The sequence below is a fragment of the Streptomyces sp. NPDC046716 genome, from assembly GCF_040645755.1.
Taxonomy (GTDB): domain Bacteria; phylum Actinomycetota; class Actinomycetes; order Streptomycetales; family Streptomycetaceae; genus Streptomyces.
In genome coordinates, this window is sequence record NZ_JBEYYU010000009.1 from 159,195 (window position 1) to 175,447 (window position 16,253).

15 protein-coding genes are annotated in these 16,253 nt (G+C 72.6%); 1 reads left to right on the forward strand and 14 read right to left on the reverse strand.

What is annotated here, in order from left to right:
- Positions 1–27: 27 nt before the first annotated feature.
- Positions 28–3,111, forward strand: a complete 3,084-nt coding sequence (locus ABZ930_RS09845) for an NPCBM/NEW2 domain-containing protein (RefSeq protein WP_361544356.1) — start codon at positions 28–30, stop codon at positions 3,109–3,111.
- Positions 3,112–3,222: 111 nt separating this feature from the next.
- Here ABZ930_RS09845 and ABZ930_RS09850 read toward each other — a convergent pair whose 3' ends face one another.
- The 14 genes from ABZ930_RS09850 to ABZ930_RS09915 all read right to left on the reverse strand — a co-directional run bounded on the left by ABZ930_RS09850 (position 3,223) and on the right by ABZ930_RS09915 (position 16,238).
- A complete protein-coding gene (locus tag ABZ930_RS09850; protein WP_361544359.1) occupies positions 3,223–3,870 on the reverse strand; it encodes a hypothetical protein in 648 nt (215 codons plus the stop codon).
- A 38-nt stretch (positions 3,871–3,908) separates the two neighbouring features.
- Entirely contained in the window at positions 3,909–5,648 is a 1,740-nt protein-coding gene (locus ABZ930_RS09855; protein WP_361544362.1) for a S8 family peptidase, read from the reverse strand.
- A 280-nt stretch (positions 5,649–5,928) separates the two neighbouring features.
- A complete protein-coding gene (locus tag ABZ930_RS09860; protein ID WP_361544365.1) occupies positions 5,929–6,897 on the reverse strand; it encodes a PAC2 family protein in 969 nt (322 codons plus the stop codon).
- A 156-nt stretch (positions 6,898–7,053) separates the two neighbouring features.
- Complete coding sequence (locus ABZ930_RS09865) at positions 7,054–7,725, reverse strand: FadR/GntR family transcriptional regulator (RefSeq protein WP_361544368.1); 672 nt, start codon at positions 7,723–7,725, stop codon at positions 7,054–7,056.
- A gap of 107 nt (positions 7,726–7,832) precedes the next feature.
- Positions 7,833–8,846, reverse strand: coding sequence for an aromatic ring-hydroxylating dioxygenase subunit alpha (locus tag ABZ930_RS09870; protein WP_361544371.1), 1,014 nt, complete (start codon positions 8,844–8,846; stop codon positions 7,833–7,835).
- Positions 8,847–8,851: 5 nt separating this feature from the next.
- The gene (locus ABZ930_RS09875; protein WP_361544374.1) at positions 8,852–9,082 is read right to left on the reverse strand and encodes a recombinase-like helix-turn-helix domain-containing protein; all 231 of its coding nucleotides are present in this window, start codon (positions 9,080–9,082) and stop codon (positions 8,852–8,854) included.
- A 17-nt stretch (positions 9,083–9,099) separates the two neighbouring features.
- Complete coding sequence (locus ABZ930_RS09880; protein ID WP_361544376.1) at positions 9,100–10,053, reverse strand: PDR/VanB family oxidoreductase; 954 nt, start codon at positions 10,051–10,053, stop codon at positions 9,100–9,102.
- Positions 10,054–10,065: 12 nt separating this feature from the next.
- Positions 10,066–11,682: a thiamine pyrophosphate-binding protein gene (locus ABZ930_RS09885; RefSeq protein ID WP_361544379.1), complete on the reverse strand. Its 1,617-nt coding sequence runs from the start codon at positions 11,680–11,682 to the stop codon at positions 10,066–10,068.
- Positions 11,683–11,691: 9 nt separating this feature from the next.
- Complete coding sequence (locus ABZ930_RS09890; RefSeq protein WP_361544382.1) at positions 11,692–12,468, reverse strand: SDR family oxidoreductase; 777 nt, start codon at positions 12,466–12,468, stop codon at positions 11,692–11,694.
- Between the two features lie 19 nt (positions 12,469–12,487).
- Positions 12,488–13,228, reverse strand: coding sequence for an SDR family oxidoreductase (locus tag ABZ930_RS09895; RefSeq protein WP_361544385.1), 741 nt, complete (start codon positions 13,226–13,228; stop codon positions 12,488–12,490).
- The gene (locus tag ABZ930_RS09900) at positions 13,221–13,742 is read right to left on the reverse strand and encodes a cupin domain-containing protein (protein ID WP_361544388.1); all 522 of its coding nucleotides are present in this window, start codon (positions 13,740–13,742) and stop codon (positions 13,221–13,223) included. Before ABZ930_RS09900 ends, ABZ930_RS09895 begins: the two co-directional genes overlap by 8 nt.
- 5 nt (positions 13,743–13,747) lie before the next feature.
- Positions 13,748–14,542: an alpha/beta fold hydrolase gene (locus tag ABZ930_RS09905; protein WP_361544391.1), complete on the reverse strand. Its 795-nt coding sequence runs from the start codon at positions 14,540–14,542 to the stop codon at positions 13,748–13,750.
- Entirely contained in the window at positions 14,539–15,336 is a 798-nt protein-coding gene (locus ABZ930_RS09910; RefSeq protein WP_361544394.1) for an aspartate dehydrogenase domain-containing protein, read from the reverse strand. Before ABZ930_RS09910 ends, ABZ930_RS09905 begins: the two co-directional genes overlap by 4 nt.
- On the reverse strand, positions 15,333–16,238 hold the full coding sequence (locus ABZ930_RS09915) for a VOC family protein (protein WP_361544397.1): 906 nt from the start codon (positions 16,236–16,238) through the stop codon (positions 15,333–15,335). Before ABZ930_RS09915 ends, ABZ930_RS09910 begins: the two co-directional genes overlap by 4 nt.
- Between the last annotated feature and the right edge of the window lie 15 nt (positions 16,239–16,253).

Genomic DNA, 16,253 nt, shown 5'->3' on the forward strand with positions numbered 1-16,253 from the left:
TGCTCGTTTGTGCGCTAAACCATGGGGATGCGAACAGCATCGAGCACGCTCAGGCGTTCTGGACGCCTCAGATCCCTCGTCGCCGTAGCCCTGATCGGGCTCGCGGCCGCACTCGCCGGGCCCGGACAGGCGGCCCGGGCAGCCGACAGTCCCGGAGCTCTCGGCGACGTCACCGGGTTCCATCCGGGGACGTCCCGCTACACCTTCGACGCCGGGACCGCCGAGGCCCGGGTCAGCTTCGTGTCCGCCGAGAGCTTCCGGATCGAGGTCGCGCCCGACGGCACGTTCACCGATCCCGTGGGCGACGACATCGTCCTGCCGCAGGGCGCGCCGCCCACCACCCGCTGGAAGGACCGCGGCGACCGCTACGAGCTGAGCAGCTCCGAGATCACCCTGCGCGCCTACAAGTCCCCGCTGCGCTTCGCCCTGTTCCGGCAGGACGGCACCGAGGTGTGGTCCGAGAGCGCGCCCGTCAACTGGAGCGCCGACGGCACCACCCAGAGCCTCGACCGCGGCGCCGACGAACAGTTCTACGGCGTCGGCATGCAGAACGGGCGGGGCAACACCAGCCTGCGCGGACAGACCGCGAAGGCCGAGGTCAGCTACGACTGGGACGACGGAGGACACCCCAACTCCGTGCCCTTCTACCTCTCCTCGGCCGGGTACGGCGTCTTCCGGAACACCTACGCGCCCAACACGTACACCTTCGGCGCGCCCGTCACCGCCGCCGCAGCCGAGCGGCGCTTCGACGCCTACTACTTCGCGGGCAGCGGCGAGGACAGTGCCAAAGACGTCATCGGCCAGTACACGCGGCTGACCGGAAAACCGTTCCTCCCACCGGTCTACGGGCTCGAAGTGGGCGACGCCGACTGCTATCTGCACAACGCCAACCGCGGCGAACGGCACACCAAGGACGCCCTGAAAATCTCCCGGCAGTACGTCGAGCAGGACATGCCGCTCGGCTGGATGCTCGTCAACGACGGCTACGGCTGCGGATACGAGGACCTGGCCGAGACCGCGAGCGGACTCCGAGACGACAAGGCGCAACTGGGCCTGTGGACCGAGGACGGCATCGACAGGATCGCCGACCAGGTGAAGGCCGGGCAGCGCGTCGCCAAGCTGGACGTCGCCTGGGTCGGCGACGGCTACAAGAAGGCCCTCGACGGCTGCAAGGGCGCCTACCAGGGGATCGAGGACAACTCCGACGCCCGCGGCTTCACCTGGGCCCCCGAGAGCTGGGCCGGCGCCCAGCGGTGCGGGGTGCAGTGGTCGGGCGACCAGTCCGGCTCCTGGGACTACATCCGCTGGCAGATCCCGACGTACGCGGGCGCCACCCTGTCCGGGCTCGCGTATACGACAGGTGACGTGGACGGCATCTTCGGCGGCAGCCCCAAGACGTACGTACGCGATCTGCAGTGGAAGTCTCTGCTGCCCGTGACCATGACCATGGACGGCTGGGCGGCCAGCGACAAGCAGCCGTTCCGGCAGGGCGAGCCGTACACGACGATCAACCGGAAGTACCTCAAGCTCCACGAGTCGCTGCTGCCCTACCTGTACTCGTACGCCCACGAGGCCACGAAGACCGGAGTGGGCGCCGTACGGCCGCTCGCGCTGGAGTACCCGGACGACCCGAAGGCCGCCACGGACGCCGCGAAGTACGAGTTCCTGACCGGGGAGGACTTCCTCGTCGCACCCGTCTACCAGGACTCCGCCGTGCGCGACGGCATCTATCTGCCCAAGGGGACGTGGACCGACTACTGGACCGGCCGGGTCTACCGGGGGCCGACCACGATCGACGGGTACAGCGCGCCGCTCGACACCCTCCCGCTGTTCGTGAAGGGCGGCGCCGCCGTGCCGATGTGGCCGGGGATCCGCTCGTACACCGACCGGGACGAGGACTCCCAGGTCGCCTGGGACGTGTACCCGCAGGGGAGTTCGTCCTTCGAGCTGTACGAGGACGACGGCGTCACCCGCGACCACCGCGGCGGCGCCTTCGCGACCCAGCGCGCCACCGTCACCGCGCCGCGGTCCGGACCCGGTGACGTGCGGGTGCGGATCGGCGCGAGCGAGGGCTCGTACAAGGGGAAGCAGACCGCCCGGCCCTACTCCTTCACCGTGCACACCGGGGACGCGCCGGGCCGGGTCGAGCTGGACGGGAAGAAGCTGGCGCGCGCCGGGTCGAAGCGCGCGTTCGACAAGGCCGCGCAGGGCTGGTTCTACGACCCGGACGACCGGGGCGGCGTCGTGCGCGTGAAGACCGGCACCCGGTCCACCGGGCGGGCCTTCACCCTCGACCTGCGCGACACCGCGGCCGTGGGCGGCGCCGCACCGAACGCCGCCGCGGCCGTGTCCGCCGCCGCGGGCCAGGAGCTGGGCGCGGGCGTCACCGGCACGGTCGCCGTCGACGTCACCGCGGGGAACCGGGACGCCACCGGTGTCACCGTCGGCGTCGACGCACCCGAGGGGTGGACCGCGGGCGCCCCGGTGACCGTCGACCGGATCCCGGCCGGGACCACCCGGCGCGTCGACGTCGCCGTCACACCCGGCGCGGACGCGAAGCCGGGGGAGCGGGCGCTCACATCCACCGCCCGCTACCGGGCCGCGGGGCAACAGCGCACCGCGCAGGGCCGCTTCGCGGTCTCCGTCATGCCGAAACCGCCCGCGGGGCACACCTGGGCGAGCGACCTGGAGTGGCTGACCTCGACCAACGGGTACGGGCCCGCCGAACGCGACCGCAGCAACGGCGAGTCCGGCGCCACCGACGGCCACCCCCTCACCCTCGCCGGCAAGACCTACGACAAGGGCATCGGGGTGCACGCCGACTCCGACATCGAGGTCTATCTCGGCGGGCAGTGCTCGAGGCTCACCGCGGACGTCGGGATCGACGACGAGATCGCCGGATACGGCGAGGTCGCCTTCTCCGTCGAGGCCGACGGCAGGGTGCTGTGGACCTCGCCGAAGGTCACCGGCGCCTCGGCCGCCGTCCCGGTCGACGTGGACGTGAGCGGTGCCCGGCACCTGCGGCTGAAGGTGACCGACACCAACGGATCGAAGACCGGCGACCACGGTGACTGGGCCGCCGCCGCGTTCACCTGCGCGGGCGGCAGCTGACCGAAAGGGGCGCTTCCTCCCGGCGGAGGAAGCGCCCCTCTTCTACCAGTCACCGCTCATGTGTCGCTGTGGGATCCGACGGGCCGGATCCCGCGGTTCAGATCTCGCGGGTCAGATCTTGCGCACCTGGATGCTGCGCAGGACGTGCGGCGACCCGGAGTCCCAGACGCCGACGACCTGGTGCCCGAAGGCGAAGGCCTCCTGGACCTGGTCGTGGGTCTGCGGGTTGGGGTTGGCGAAGATCCGGAACTGGCCCTGGATCCGCAGCGCGATGATGCTGGGCTGACCGGGCAGCGGCTGCACCACGTCGATGTACGCGTCCGCGATGCCGGCCTGCAGCACCTGCTGCTGGACCTGCTGCTGGGCGTGCTGCACCGCCATCTGCGCGATCTGGTGGAGGTGCTGCAGCACCTGCTGCTCGACCTGCTGCTGCTGGCCGCCCATCTGCTGCTGGCCGAAGCCCTGCTGCTGACCGAGCTGCTGGAGCAGCCCCTGGAACGGCTGCTGCTGACCGAGCTGCTGCAGCTGCTCCAGCGAGCCGCCCATCTGCTGGCCGTAGCCCTGCTGGCCCTGCTGGCCGAACGGCTGCTGCTGGCCGAAGCCCTGCTGGCCCTGCTGGCCGAACGGCTGCTGCTGGCCGAAGCCCTGCTGGCCGTAGCCCTGCTGGCCCTGCTGGCCGAACGGCTGCTGGTGCTGCTGGTAGGGCGACGTGCTCGGGAACTGCTGCCCCTGCTGACTCATCTGCGGGGTCATGCTCATGCGGGTGCCACCTTCCATCGATGGTTGGCTGCGTCGCTTCAGCCCGTGACCACAAGGCCGACGATCTCGTCGTCCGAGAACCAGACACGGACATCGGGCCGTCCCCCCGCGAAGGCGCTGTGCACCGCCTGGCGGATCTCCGGGGACGGATCGTTCAGGTTGCGCCAGGTCCCCGCCACGAACAGCCTGAGCCGGGGCGGGAGTTCGCGCGGATACGGGATCAGTTCGTCCCAGTACCGCTCTGCCTGGCCCGAACCGACCGTCGAGGGCAGCAGATGGGTCACCGCTCCTCTGATGTCGGGCCGGTTGCCGATCCGCTGGGAGGCGGGCCGGCCGGGGGCGTCCTGCTGCGGAGAGCCGGACGCTCGCAGCACCTCGCGCGCCCGCGGCGAATTCATCGGGCGCTGGCCGCCGGCCTTGAGCATGCCCTGGAGGGCGGCCAGCGCGCCGACGACCACCGGGGAGGCAGCCGAGGTGCCGGAGAAGGTATCGGTGTACCAGGCGATCTCCTCGGAGCCGCCCTGCAGATCGCCGGGCCGGTCCCAGAAGCCGCCGGTGGTGGTGACCTCGCGGCCCCAGCCCTGGGCGTCCACCCGGGCGCCGTAGTTGGAGAACGCCAGCCGCGAGCGGTCCGGGCCGTGGTCGCGGCCGTGCGTGCCGGGCGGCGGCGCGCCCGCGCCGACCAGGACCGCGCCCGAGGACGGGTTCGTCGGATTGAACGGGTTGTGCCACCAGGCCGGGAAGCCCTCCGGGCGCCGCTCGTACAGGCCGTCGTCCAGCGACTCGCCGCCGTTGCCCGCCGCGGCCACCACCACGATGCCCAGCGCGGTCGCGTACCTGATCGCGGCGAAGTCGTCGGGCCACCACTCCAGGCCGATGTAGCCGCGCTGGTCGTCGCGCGACTCGAAGTCGAACCGCGGTCCCGGCCGGTGCAGTTCGACCAGCACGATGTCACCGGGGCTCAGCCGCTCGGCCGCCGCGTGGATCGCCGCCGCCGTGCCGACGCCCTGGAAGGACGCCGCCGCCGTCACCGCCTGCGGGGCGATGCCGGTGATCCCGTGCTCGTTGCGGTCGCCGCCGATCACGCCGAGGACGGCGGTGCCGTGGTTGCGCCACGCCAGATCCGCGACGGGGGTCCCGACGACGACGCCCGCGAGCTTCGCCGACAGGTCCTCGTGGCTGAGCTGCCAGGCGCCCTCGACGTCGATGACGGTGACACCCTCACCGCCGCCGCCGGGCCGCTGCCACGCCCACACCGCGTCCACGCCCTCGGGCGCCGGCGCCAGATAGCCCTGACGGCCCGTGAAGTCGGGGGTCGCGGCCGTCTTCTCCTTCAGCCGCCGTGCCTCGTCGAAGTCCTCGGGCGGGGCGGCCGGCACCGCGCCGGGCTTCACGTACGCGGTGTCGACCTCCGGCAGCGCCGCGATCCGCGCCCGCAACTCCTGGGCCCGCCCGCCCGCGCCGCGCACCCGGTAGAACAGCGCCAGGTCCGGTACGTCGGCCCCGGCCCCCACCGCCTCCGACGCGCTCCGCAGCCGCTCCTCACTGCCGAACAGCGGTTCGAGGGCGAGCTGTTCGTCGCCCAGGAACATGTTCAGGGCCGATACGTCGGCGCCGGCGGCGGACCTGACCCCGTCCGCCTGGGCCCGCAGCCGGGCCTCGGGCCGTGCCAGGACGATCAGTTCCGCTTCCGTCCCGCGATATGTGAAACCGGCTCCGTCCGGACCCGGACCCGCAGCCCCCGGGCCCCGCGCCGGTTCTGCGTGCTGGTCGGTCATCGGTCCACAGCTCCCCTCGCCACCTCTGGTCGTACGGGTGTGCCTGTGCCGCGTTCGTCGGGCACACCTTGCTACGGCCGGGCGCGCTCGTCCACCCCTTGTTCGCCAAATGCGTTTGGGAACAAGTTGAAGAGGGAACCCCGTGCATTTTGCATGGAATCAGGTGTCACGGAGCAAACCGGCCAAAGGCGGGGAGAACGGAGACGGCGCGAAAGCGCCCCCGGTGCCGGTCGCCCGGCGCCGGGGGCGCTTCGTCGGTCGTGGACCCTGTGGCCGTGGGCTACTCGTCGCCGTCGTCCGGGTCGGAGCGCGGCGGCTTCGGCGGCCGCTTGCCGCCCGGGTTGTCCCGCAGGTACGACGAGCCGTCGCCGCCGTCCGTGGCATGGCCGCCGGAGCCGGGCGGTGCCCCGGGATCGCGCCGCCGCAGGTACCGCTCGAACTCGCGGGCGATCGCCTCGCCCGACGCCTCCGGCAGCTCCGCGGTGTCCCGCGCCTCCTCCAGCGACTGCACGTACTCGGCGACCTCGCTGTCCTCCGCCGCCAGCTGGTCCACGCCCAGCTGCCAGGCGCGCGCGTCCTCGGCCAGCTCGCCCAGCGGGATGCGCAGGTCGATCAGGTCCTCAAGACGGTTGAGCAGCGCGAGCGTCGCCTTCGGGTTCGGCGGCTGCGACACGTAGTGCGGGACCGCCGCCCACAGCGAGACCGCCGGGACGCCCGCATGGGTGCACGCCTCCTGGAGGATCCCGACGATGCCCGTCGGGCCCTCGTACTTGGTCTCCTCGAGGTCCATGCGCGTAGCGAGATCCGGATCGGAGGTGACGCCGCTGACCGGAACCGGCCGGGTGTGCGGGGTGTCGCCGAGCAGCGCGCCCAGGATCACCACCAGCTCCACGCCCAGCTCGTGCGCGAAGCCCAGCAGTTCGTTGCAGAACGAGCGCCAGCGCATGGACGGCTCGATGCCCCGGACCAGGACCAGGTCACGCGGTTTGTCGCCGCCGACGCGCACCACCGAGAGCCGGGTCGTCGGCCAGGTGATCTTGCGCACGCCGTCCTCCAGGAAGACCGTCGGGCGGTTGACCTGGAAGTCGTAGTAGTCCTCGGCGTCCAGCGCCGCGAACACCTCGCCCTTCCACTCCTTGTCGAGATGCCCGACCGCGGTGGAGGCGGCGTCGCCGGCATCGTTCCAGCCCTCGAACGCGGCCACCATGACCGGGTCGACCAGCTCGGGAACCCCCTCGAGCTCGATCACCCAGCGCCTCCTTCCGACGTGCCCTCACGTACCTGCCCACAATACGGCGTCCGCGGGGACCCTCCGCAGCCCCCTGAAACCCGGAGGCTGCCCGGAACACTGCCCCGCGCCGCGGGAGTGCACTCCACCTGGATGTCGGGGTTTCCCACCGGAGGCTCAGAGGGTGGAGCGCAGCCACTGCTCCACGCTCGCGATGTGCACGGTCGCCCAGGAGCGTGCCGCCTCCGGATCGCCGTCGCGCAGCGCCGCCAGGATCGCCCGGTGCTCGCGCAGGGTGCGGCCGACGGCGTCCTCCTGGGTCAGGCCGCGCCAGATGCGGGCCCGGGTGGTCGGCCCGGACAGGCCGTCGAGGAGGGAACAGAGCACCGAATTGCCGGTGGCCGCCACGATGCCGCGGTGGAAGTCGAGGTCCGCGGCGACCAGCTCCTCCACCGACGGCCCGGGCCCCAGGTCGTCGAGCTGGGCGGCGAGCCGGTCGAGCTGGTCCCGGTCGATGGTGGTCGCCGCCATCGCCGTGGCGGCCGGTTCCAGGATGCGGCGGACGGCGAGGAACTCCAGGACCGTGTCGTCGCGGTGGAAGTCGACGACGAAGCTCAGCGCCTCCAGGAGGAGCTGCGGGTCCAGGCTCGTGACGTAGGTGCCGTCGCCCTGCCGGACGTCCAGGATGCGGATGAGGGAGAGCGCGCGAACCGCCTCGCGCAGCGAATTGCGCGAGAGCCCCAGCTCCGCGGCGAGTTCGCTCTCCTTGGGGAGCCGGTCGCCGGGGCGCAGCGCGCCCGAGACGATCATGCCCTTGATCTTCTCGATGGCCTCGTCGGTGACGGCCATGGCAGCCCCCTCTGCTCGTCCTCCGGAGAGCCAGGTCCTCCGATGTCTCGGACCATTATGGGCGTACGGGGGATGCCCTGGCCGCGCCCTTACCGAGGGCCCGGGGCTCAGGCGGTGGCCTGGGCCTCGGCGCCCCCGCGGTACATGCGGCGCAGCCGGACCACGCCGAGGTCGTGCTGGTACAGGTTCTCCCGCTGGTCGGCGTCGGACGGCATCGCCTCCAGCATCACCCGGTCCTGCTCCAGGACGTCCCAGTGGCGCTGCTCGATCAGGGTCTTGTAGAGGAAGCGCCAGGTGTCGCGCTCCCAGCCCTGGACCGTGCGGTAGCGCCAGAAGAAGACGGCGCAGCGCTCCGCGTCGACCGGGCGGACCATGCCGACGATGCCGAACGGGCCGCCGGGTCCGGCCGACGGCGGGTACGGGATCGACAGGTCGACCCAGTCCACACCGGTGCGGCACAGCTCGACCCAGTCGAAGTTGACGCCGCGCTGGTCGGTCTTCTCGAAGAAGTAGCCGCGGTCGGTCTCGCGGATGCGGAACTTGGCGGTGGTGTCACCGTCGAACATCGTGTGCGAGTCGTGGTGCAGGAACGCGCCGTGCATCGGGTCGAGCAGGTTCTCGACGGCGTACCGCCACGGCACGTTCCACTCGGCGTAGCAGAGGATCGCCTCGGTGCCGGGGTCGGTCAGCGGCTCGGGCAGCGTCAGCTCGACCGGAGTCGGCTGCTCCTCGGTGCCGAAGTAGGCGAGGACGGCGCCGGACACCTCCTTGACGGGCAGCGAGACGACGAGCTGCTTGCCCTCCAGGTTGCAGCCGGGCAGGCCGGGCACGGAGGAGACGGTGCCGTCGGTCCCGATCTCCACGCCGTGGTACCAGCAGGCCACCCGGTCGCCCAGGTGCTTGCCCAGCGAGAGCGGGGCGCCGCGGTGCGGGCAGCGGTCGGCGAGCATGCTCAGCGTGCCGTCCGAGCGGCGGAACAGCAGCCACTGCTCGCCGAGGACGGTGACCTTGCGCATCGCGCCGGGTGCGACGAACGAGGAGGGGACGACCGGGTGCCACTGGCCGCGCAGGCCCGTCGCGTACAGGTGGTCGGCGGTCAGGGCGGGTGCTTTCGGGGTCATGGCGGTCACGCTCCCAGTCGGTGCATCTCGGCGCGGAAGGAGTCCTCGGTCCACGCGGCGCCGTCCGGCGCGGGGATCTGACGGGCGTTCAGTCCGCGGATGACGTCGGCGAGTTCGTGGCCGTCCTTGGTGAAGACCTCTTCGAGGGTGGCGGCCAGCTTCAGCTCGTAGGGCGACGGCTCGTGGGTGCGGGACTGGTGGATCTCCAGGTACGGCCAGGTCTCGGTGGTGGTCATGGAAGTGCTCCCAGGGGCTAGAGGTCGAGGACGAGGCGGGAGCCGGCGGCGCAGCGCGAGACGCAGATCATCATCGAGGCGTTCGCGGTGTGCTCGGCTTCCGAGAGCAGGAAGTCGCGGTGGTCGACGGCGCCGTCGAGGACCCGTGTCTCGCAGGAGCCGCAGATGCCGTCCCGGCAGGAGCTGGCGACGTCGAGGCCGGCCTCTTCGGCGGCCGCCAGGATCGAGGTGTCGGCGCCGACGGTGAGGGTGAGCCCGGAGGTGCGGCACTCGACCTCGAACTCCCCGTCCTCCGCGTCCCGTTCGACGACGGGCGCCGCGAACCGCTCGACGCGCAGCACCGGCGCCGGGCAGACCGCCTCGACGGCGGCGAGCAGGGGTTCGGGCCCGCAGCAGTACACGAGGGTGTCGTCGGGCAGCCCGTCGAGCGCGGCCGCCAGATCGATGTGGCCCCGCTCGTCCTGCGGTACGAGCGTCACGTCGCCGCCCAGCGCGGCCAGCTCGTCGGTGAAGGCCATGGAGGCGCGGCCGCGCCCGCCGTACACCAGGCGCCAGCGCGCCCCGCGACGGGCGGCCTCGCGGGCCATGGCGAGGATCGGGGTGATCCCGATGCCGCCCGCGACGAAGACATAGCCGCCGGCGTCCTCCAGGGCGAAGTGGTTGCGCGGCTCGGAGACGGTGACGGTCTGGCCGGGCCGCAGCGCGGTGTGGACGTGGCGCGAACCGCCGCGCGACGCGGGCTCGTTGAGCACGCCGATCCGGTACGTGCCGGTGACGGCCGGGTCGCCGCACAGGCTGTACTGACGGATCTGCCCGCCCACGTGCACGTCGATGTGGGCGCCCGGCGCCCAGCCGGGCAGCGGCTTGTCCAACTGGTCGGAGGGGTGGGTCAGCTCGACGGAGAGGACGCCGTCGGCCTCCCAGGTCATCCGCCGGACCAGCAGCTCCAGTCGACGATCGGAGTCGGTCATGGTGGGGCCTCCTTACGTGCCGGGGATCTTCACGGGCGGGGTGAACGGGTTCTTCATCGGGCCGAGCGCCGCCAGGTCCACCTCGACGAGCACCGGTCCGTCCGCGGCGACGGCCTCCTGGATCACGGGCGCGGCGTGGTCGGCGTCCGCGATCCGCAGATACGGCAACCGGCAGGAGCGGGCGAGGAGTTCGAAGTCGGGCGTGGTCAGATCCACGCCGGAGCGGCGGTCCGCGTACCGGTCCTGCATGTTGCGCAGCACGCCGTACCCGCCGTCGTTGAAGACCAGCAGGGTCAGCCGGGGCCGTTCCTGGGCGAGGGTGAGGAGTTCCCCGAGATGGACGGCGAGCCCGCCGTCGCCCGCGATGACGACCGTCGGCCGCTCCGGGTCGGCGAGCGCGGCGCCGATGCCCATGCCGAGGCCCTGCCCGATGCCGCCGCCGCGCGGGAAGACGTTGGCCCGCGGGTCGTACATCTCCAGAAGCCGGTTGCCCCAGCTGCTGGAGGGGATGGTGACGTCGCGGGCGACGACCGCGTCCCGGGGGAGCGCGGCGCGCAGCGCGTCGCAGATCGCGGCCTGCGGGCCGATGTTGTCGTGGAGCGTCGCGCGCACCTCGGTACGCACCCGGGTGACGCGGCGCGTCCAGTCCGGGTCGGCCCGCCGCGCGTGGGGGAGCAGCGCGCCGAGGGTGGCGGCGGCGTCGCCGTGCAGGGCGTGCGCGACCGGGTAGACCCGGCCGAGCGCGGCGGCGTCGATGTCGATCTGCACGTGCGCGGCGGGGAGTTCGAGTCCGTAGTCGGCGGTCTCGTTCGACCGGAAGTGGGTGCCGACGGTGAGGAGGAGGTCCGCGTCGGCGAGCAGAGCGCGGACCGCGGGCGTGGTGGCGAAGTTGCCGATGACCTGCGGGTGGTCCTCGGGCACCGCGCCGCGCCCGGAGTTGGAGGTGAGCAGCCCCGCGCCGGTCGCCCCGACGAGCGCGGCCAGTTCGTCGCGGGCCCGCGTGGCGCCGCCGCCGGCCCAGATCAGCGGTCGCTCGGCCGCGCGCAGCAGCGCCGCAGCGTCCGCGACGTCCGCGAGGGGAAGGGCGGCGGCCGGTACCTCGCTCACGGTGTCCGTCTGGGCCGCGTACTGCAGATCGATCGGCCACTCGACGCTCGCCGGGCCGCCCGGCGAGGCCAGCGCGGCGCGGGCGGCCTCGCGCAGCACGCGTCCCGCCTCGTCGGCGGAGCCCACCGTGGCCGCGTGCGCGGAGACGGCGGTCAACATGCCGAGCTGGTCCTTCGTCTCGTGGATGAACCCCCGCCCGCTGCCCAGGAACCGGCTCTCCACCTGACCGGTGACGTGCAGCACGGACGTGCCGGACGCGAGCGCCTCGATCAGCGACCCGGCCGCGTTGCCCGCGCCCGTCCCGGTCGAGGTGAGCGCGCAGCCGATCGAGCCGCGGGCCCGCCCGTAGGCGTCGGCGGCGTTCACGGCGCTCGCCTCGTGCCGCACGGGGACGAAGCGCAGCTCGCGGTCGACGGCCTCGACCAGCGGCAGATTGTGCACGGACACGATCCCGAAGACCGTGTCGATGCCCAGTTCCTTCAGAACGGCGACGAGGAGGGCGCCTCCATCGGCGTACTTCATGCGAGCTCCTCAGAGGATGCCGCGGCCGACTCCGCCGCAGACGTCGATGCTGGTTCCGGTGATGTACGAGGCGCGCGGCGAGAGCAGCGCGACGATCGCGTACGCGACCTCCTCGGCGCGGCCGAGCCGGCCGAGCGCGATGCCCCGGTCCGCGGCCAGCTCCGCCTGCCAGTCCTCGTAGGAGAGGCCGGAGTCGGCGGCGGCGTGCCGGCGCGTCCACTGGCCGGTGTCGACGAGGCCCAGGCAGACCGAGTTGACCCGGATGCCGTCCGCGGCGAGTTCCGTGGCGAGGGACTTGGAGAGGTTGAGGATGCCGGCGCGGGCGGCGCTCGTCGTGATCAGGCGGGTCTCGGGCTGCTTGGCGAGCACCGCGTTGACGTTGACGACGGACGCCGCGTCGGACGCGGCGAGATGCTTGCGGGCCGCCTGGAGCGGGTGGAGGACGCCCGCGAACTTCAGCTCCAGTTCGTCGCGCCAGTCGTCGGCGGTGGTGTCGTCGAGCCGCTTCATCCGGGACTGCCCGGCGTTGTTCACGAGCCCGTCGACGCGGCCGCCGAACGCGTCGGCCGAGGCCGTCACGAAGTCCCGTACGGCGTCGGCGTCCCGCACGTCGCAGGCGGCGGTGAACAGCCGGTCGTGGCGGCCGACGCGGGCGAGCCGGTCGGCGTCGCGGCCGCAGGTGGCGACGTTCGCGCCCTCGTCCAGCAGGGCGCGGACCGTGGCCAGGCCGACGCCCGAGCTGCCTCCGGTGACCACATAGGTCCGGTCGGCGAGGCCCAGATCCATAGCGTGTGTCCTTCGTCGATCAGTTCATGGTGAATCCGCCGTTGACGGCGATCACCTGTCCGGTCAGATAGCGGGACTCCTCGGAGAGGAGGAAGGCGGCGAGCCCGGTCAGGTCGTCCGGCTGCTGGGGCCGCGAGATCGCCCGGTTCGCGGCGTACAGGCCGTGCCGCTCGGCGGGGACCGTCTCGGTCGCCTCGCCCTCGGTCAGGCCGGGCGCCAGCGCGTTCACGGTGATGCCGCGCTCGCCGAGTTCGCGGGCCATCGCCCGGGTGAGGGCGATCACGGCGCCCTTGGAGGCGATGTAGTGGGCGAGCCGCGGGGAGCCGTACAGGGCGGCGTCCGAGGCGATGTTGACGATGCGTCCGCTCGCTCCGAACAGCGGGTGCAGGGCCTTCGCGACGAGCCAGGGGCCGCGTGCGTTGACCGCCATCAGCCGGTCCCAGGCGGCGATGTCGATGTCCTGGAACTCCTTGCCGCCGACGCCGTTGGCGAGCGCCGCGTTGTTCACGAGCCCGTACAGCGGACCCAAGTTCCCTACGGCTGAAGCGAGTTCGTCGACGGAGTCCGGGTCGGCGACGTCGCACCGCACGAAGTGCGCGTCGATGCCGTCGGCCCGCAGCCCGGCCGCCGCCTCCGTGCCGCGCTCGGTGTCGACCTCGGCGACGACGACCCGGAAGCTGTCCTCGCCGGCCCGGCGGGCCATGGCCAGTCCCAGGCCACGGCCCGCCCCGGTCACGACGACCAGAGGAGCGTCAGTCACGGGTCACGCCGTGCATCGGCGAGTACTCCGGGTACGACGGGACCTGCGGCTTCTGCGTGCCGATGACGACGCAGAACAGGGCGTCGGTGTCGCCCTCGTTCTTCAGCGAGCGGGTCACGCCGGCGGGCACCACGATCATGTCGCGGTAGCCGAGGGTGCGGTACTCGACCTCGTCCGGACCGCGGTGGATGCCCACGCGGACCCGGCCCTCCAGGACGAAGAACGCCTCCTCGACGTCGTGGTGGGTGTGGGCCGGGCCCTCGGCGCCGGGCTGGAGCAGCATGTTGGAGAAGGTGAAGCCGCCGGACGGGAGGATCCGCTTGTCGCCCTCGTGGTTGCCGGTGGCGCCGGAGCCCACGTAGCGGATCTGGCCGCGACGGAACTGCGGGCCCGCCTTCTCCTGGAAGGACAGGGTGTCGAAGTCCGCGACCCGGGAGTCCTTCGTGGCGATGAGGGAGTCGGTGTACGCGGCGAGGTCGCCGGCGTTGTCGTACTCGGTGGTGGTCAGCGGCATGGTGATCAGCCCTTCCGGGCCCGCTGCGTGCGGGCGTTGGTGACGATGTGCAGATGGGACAGGACCCAGGCGTTGAACCGCTCGGGCTGTTCCTGGTTGGCCAGGTGACCGGCGTCCTTGACGATCACGTAGGCGGTCTTGTGCAGGCCACCGGCGAGGACCTGGGAGGCCTCGACGCCGGTGACCGTGTCGCGGTCGCCGCACACGACGAGCGCGGGCGCGGTGACGGCGGACAGTTCGGGGCGCAGATCGGCGCCGGCCATCGACTCGGCGGCGTACCTGTAGCCGGGCAGCCGCACCGCGCCGGCCATGGTGTCGACGACCCGCTCGACGAGCGCGGCGGGCGCCAGGTCGGAGACGAGGCGCGGGCCCCTCTTCTCGGCGAAGGCCCGCGGCCCGGCCTCGGCGAGCTCGGCGGCGCGCGCCCGCATCCCGGCGGCCTTGGCCTCGTCGGTGCCGGAGCCCGCGCTGGAGTCGGCGACGATCAGGGAGTCGACGAGGTCCGGGTGGCGGGTGGCGAGCCGCAGCGCGATCACGCCGCCCCACGAGACCCCGAGCACATGGGCCGAGGTGCCGTGCGAGCGGATCACGTCGGCGGCCGCGTCGGCGAACCCGTCGAGGTCCAGCGGGCCTTCCGGATCGTCCGACCTGCCGTACCCGGGCGCGTCCCAGGCGACGACCCGCGCGTGCCCGGAGAGCCCGGCGAGCTGCGGGGCGAACGCCGCCGACGAGGAGCCGATGCCGTGCAGGCAGAGCAGCAGCGGGCCGTCCGCGCCCGCGCTTTCCAGGTGGACGCTCACAGGATCTGCCCCGATCGTCCGGCCAGCGCCGCCAGTGAGCGCAGCACCGCGTACGGCACGACCTGGCTGGTCGCCGGGTTCCCCGGGTCGGGCCGGTGCGCCACCTCGAAGCGGTACGCGCCGTGCTCGCCGGACGCCTCGACGACGTGCCGGGTCAGGGTGGCGCCCGGATCCGCGACGACCCGGACCCGCACAGCGTCCAGGTCGCCGACGGCGAGCGCGACCGAGGCCGCGACATTGGTCGACTTGGGGAACTTCACCGGCACGTCGCGCGCGGTCCCGCTCATCACCTCGACCGGCCCGGACGCCGCACGCATCCGGTCCAGCAACTCGGGTTCCATCCACGGCTGTTCGAGGGTCGAGGGCAGCTTGGTGGTGGTGAGCCGTACGTCGTCCAGCGGGCCGAGGGCGCGCACCGCCTGGAGCAGATCGAGGCCGCCGACCGCGCCACCGGTGAAGTACACCCGGCCGGGACCGGCGGCGAGCAGCCGCTTGGCCAACTCCTCGTCGGTCAGCGCCCCGGTGGACGCCACCAGCAGATCGGTGCCGGAGGTGAGGACGCGCTCGCCCCACTCCCGTACGACACCCTGGCCCGCCGCCTCCACGATCAGGTCGCACGCTTCGATGGCCTCCTCGAAGGCGACCTGCGGCGCCGGGGCCGCCTCGCCGAGCGGGCGGTTGTCGACGATGCACGTCAACTCCGCTCCCGCGATGCCCTGTTCGGCGAGGACGGTGCCGACGACGCGGCCGATGGCGCCCCAGCCGACGAGTCCGACCTTGAGGGTGCTGGTCATGCGAGGGGTCCTTCCGGGTTGCCGGCCATGTGACAGCGGATCTCCTTCGACGGCGGCCCGGCCGTGCCCCACAGGTCGGACAGCTCGGGCACCCGCCGCCACACCTTGGCGATCCACCGGTCCTCGACGACCTGCGCGACCTCGGAGGTGTACTCGCAGACCAGGCCGGTCGGATCGGTGAAGTAGGAGAAGGTGTTGTTCCCGGGTCCGTGCCGCCCGGGACCCCACTGCGGGACGATCCCGTGGTGGCGGAGCCGGCCCAGGCCGCGCATGAAGTGGTCGACCGAACTCATCTCGTACGCCACGTGGTTGAGGGAGACCCACTCGGCCTGGTTGAACGCGATGCAGTGGTGGTCGGCGTTGCAGCGCAGGAACGCCATCTGGTGCTCGGACCAGTCGGAGACGCGCAGGCCGAGCACGTCGCGGTAGAAGGCGACGGCCGCGTCGATGTCCGGGGTGTTGAGGACGGTGTGGGTGACGCCGACCGGGATCGCGGCGTCCCGGCCGCGCGGGGCGACCGCCCAGGTGTCGGCGGACAGCTCGACGAGCCGGCCCTCGTGGTCGTGGAAGCGCAGGCCGTAGCCGCCGCCGACCTGGTCGAGCGGGCCGGGACCGGCGACCGGCACGATGCCGCGCGCGTCGAGCCGCCGTGCCGCCTCGTCGATCTCGGCGGGGGTGGCGACGGCGAACACGAGCCGGCCGAGGCCGGTGCGCTCGGACCGGGTCAGCTGGAGGGCGTGGTGCTCCTCGCCGGTGCCGCGCAGCCAGCTCGCGCCCTGCTCGGCCTCGACGACCTCCAGGCCCCAGGCGTCCTCGTAGAAGTCGGTGGCCTCGGTGAAGGAGGGGGTGAGCAGTTCGACGGAGCGCAGCGCGCGCAGCCGGGCGATCGGGGGGTGGGACATCGGGTACTCCGTTGC

Excerpts from the sequence above, each read along its gene's own strand:
- ABZ930_RS09845 (WP_361544356.1), top strand. The coding sequence starts at position 28 with ATGCGAACAGCATCGAGCACGCTCAGGCGTTCTGGACGCCTCAGATCC.
- ABZ930_RS09850 (WP_361544359.1), bottom strand. The coding sequence starts at position 3,870 with ATGAGCATGACCCCGCAGATGAGTCAGCAGGGGCAGCAGTTCCCGAGC.
- ABZ930_RS09855 (WP_361544362.1), bottom strand. The coding sequence starts at position 5,648 with ATGACCGACCAGCACGCAGAACCGGCGCGGGGCCCGGGGGCTGCGGGT.
- ABZ930_RS09865 (WP_361544368.1), bottom strand. The coding sequence starts at position 7,725 with ATGGCCGTCACCGACGAGGCCATCGAGAAGATCAAGGGCATGATCGTC.
- ABZ930_RS09870 (WP_361544371.1), bottom strand. The coding sequence starts at position 8,846 with ATGACCCCGAAAGCACCCGCCCTGACCGCCGACCACCTGTACGCGACG.
- ABZ930_RS09875 (WP_361544374.1), bottom strand. The coding sequence starts at position 9,082 with ATGACCACCACCGAGACCTGGCCGTACCTGGAGATCCACCAGTCCCGC.
- ABZ930_RS09880 (WP_361544376.1), bottom strand. The coding sequence starts at position 10,053 with ATGACCGACTCCGATCGTCGACTGGAGCTGCTGGTCCGGCGGATGACC.
- ABZ930_RS09885 (WP_361544379.1), bottom strand. The coding sequence starts at position 11,682 with ATGAAGTACGCCGATGGAGGCGCCCTCCTCGTCGCCGTTCTGAAGGAA.
- ABZ930_RS09890 (WP_361544382.1), bottom strand. The coding sequence starts at position 12,468 with ATGGATCTGGGCCTCGCCGACCGGACCTATGTGGTCACCGGAGGCAGC.
- ABZ930_RS09900 (WP_361544388.1), bottom strand. The coding sequence starts at position 13,742 with ATGCCGCTGACCACCACCGAGTACGACAACGCCGGCGACCTCGCCGCG.
- ABZ930_RS09910 (WP_361544394.1), bottom strand. The coding sequence starts at position 15,336 with ATGACCAGCACCCTCAAGGTCGGACTCGTCGGCTGGGGCGCCATCGGC.
- ABZ930_RS09915 (WP_361544397.1), bottom strand. The coding sequence starts at position 16,238 with ATGTCCCACCCCCCGATCGCCCGGCTGCGCGCGCTGCGCTCCGTCGAA.